The organism is Gordonia sp. (in: high G+C Gram-positive bacteria) (genome assembly GCF_020438995.1).
In the GTDB taxonomy this organism is placed as follows: Bacteria; Actinomycetota; Actinomycetes; order Mycobacteriales; family Mycobacteriaceae; genus Gordonia.
Genome location: NZ_JAGQTN010000323.1, coordinates 1 through 1,975, shown reverse-complemented (window position 1 = coordinate 1,975; position 1,975 = coordinate 1). Strand labels below are relative to the sequence as shown.

Genomic DNA, 1,975 nt, shown 5'->3' with positions numbered 1-1,975 from the left:
ACCGGCCAGATCGACGTCCGGGAGGCGTCCTGATGCTGTTGGCATTCGTCGATGAGTCCGATCACGGCGACTTCCGTTGTTTCGGGGCGATCCTGGCGGATGAGAATGCAACGAAGCAGCTCACCGACCAGCTCAACGCACTGATGATCCAGGCGAGCAAGGATTATGGAATACCCGCGACCACCGAGTTCCATGCTCACCCTATGTTTCATGGCAAAGAGGCGTGGGAGGGTGTTGGTCAACGTGCCCGGGCGAACCTGCACGAGAAGGTCATCGACGCTATCGTGGGGGCCGATGTCACTCTGCTGCTGCGGCACGTCAGCGAGCAGCGTCTGCGGGATCGACAGGATCGGCGTGGCTACCCGGACCGGTTCCCACCAGAGCAGGTCTGCTTCCAGCACATTCTGCAACGTGTAGAGAATGTCGCGTCAAGGCAGGGGACGTACGCGCTCGTAATCGCTGACGAACGGGGTGATCGCGAACGCCACCGCGAACGATTCGCGGTCTATCAAACCGATGGAACTCCCGGCGTCCACCGGCACACCACCCTTCCTTCGCTCCTCGACACTGTTCATTTCGCACCGAGCCATCACTCACGGATGCTGCAGGCAGCGGACATGTTGGCGTTCACCTACCGCCGATACCAGACGGTCCGCGAGACAGATCATCGTGCGCAGCGAGTGATGGACAGGCTGTGGTCGAAGTTGCAGGACTCCGGAAAACTACATAGTCCAGGCGGATGGCCGTGATGCACAACAGCCCCGCACGGGGCGGGGCTGAGGGCCATGCGGGCGGCATCACTGCGGCCTGCACGACAATACTAGCACGTGGGGAGCGGTCAATGACGTGGACGTGGACGGCCTCAGTGTCGGTGTTACCGGCGACTGGCACCGACCCTAGCCCCGTGCACTAGCGTCACTCCCGTGGCGCAGCATAACGAGATCGAGTTCGAGCGGGAGTTCGCCGAGTACCTCGCGGCGCACGGCTGGCTGTATTCGATGAACGACACCGGCTACGACAAGGAACGCGCCCTGTTCCCTGCCGACGTGCTCGGCTGGCTGCGCGATACCCAGCCCGAACAGGTGGACAAGGTCATCAAACCGGGGTCCAAGGACGTCGCCAAGCAGGAACTCCAGCTGCTGGACCGGCTCGTGAAGGTGCTTGATCTGCCGTTGGCCAACGGCGGCGGCACCCTGAACGTGCTGCGCAACGGGTTCTCACATCTGTCGGGCAAGTTCGCGATGTGCGTATTCCGGCCCGAGTCGACACTGAACGCCAAACGCAACACCGATCATGCGGCGGTGCGGCTGCGAGTGATGCGGCAGGTGCACTTTTCCACCGCCGACAACCGGTCGGTGGATCTGGTGTTCTTCGTCAACGGACTGCCTGTGGCCACAGCCGAACTCAAAACCGACTTCACCCAGTCGGTTGCGGACGCGATCACTCAGTACCGCGCCACCCGCCTGCCCAAAGATCCGAAGACCGGGCTGGTGCAACCTCTGTTCCTATCCGGTGCCCGCGCGCTGGTGCATTTCGCCGTCTCCAACGATGAAGTGTGGATGACCACCCACCTCGTCGGTGAGAAGACCCACTTCCTCCCGTTCAACCGGGGCACCGAGGACGGCGGCGCAGGAAACCTATTGAACCCGAACGGTTCCCGATCCTCGTATCTGTGGGAACGGGTGTTGCAGCGTGATGCGTGGCTCAACATTCTGGGCCGGCTCATGTACATCAAGCACGAGTCGAGTACCGACCCGATCAGCGGCAAGACGACCAAGACGGCGACGCTGCGGTTCCCGCGGTTTCACCAGTGGGAAGCGGTCACCGAACTCACCGCAGCTGTCACCGCCGAAGGTGTCGGGCGGCGGTACCTGATTCAGCATTCGGCCGGGTCGGGAAAAACCGATTCGATTGCGTGGACCGCGCACCGGATGGCGCGGCTACAGGTGGACAACACCAAGGTGTTCGACTCGGT

At 62.3% G+C, this 1,975-nt stretch carries 2 protein-coding genes; both read left to right on the top strand.

Annotated features, from left to right (window positions below; genetic code table 11):
* Positions 1-32 precede the first annotated feature (32 nt).
* Positions 33-749, top strand: coding sequence for a DUF3800 domain-containing protein (locus tag KDB67_RS22280; protein WP_291020741.1), 717 nt, complete (start codon positions 33-35; stop codon positions 747-749).
* A gap of 174 nt (positions 750-923) precedes the next feature.
* The coding region (locus KDB67_RS22275; RefSeq protein ID WP_291020739.1) for a type I restriction endonuclease at positions 924-1,975 on the top strand (1,052 nt) is incomplete at its 3' end.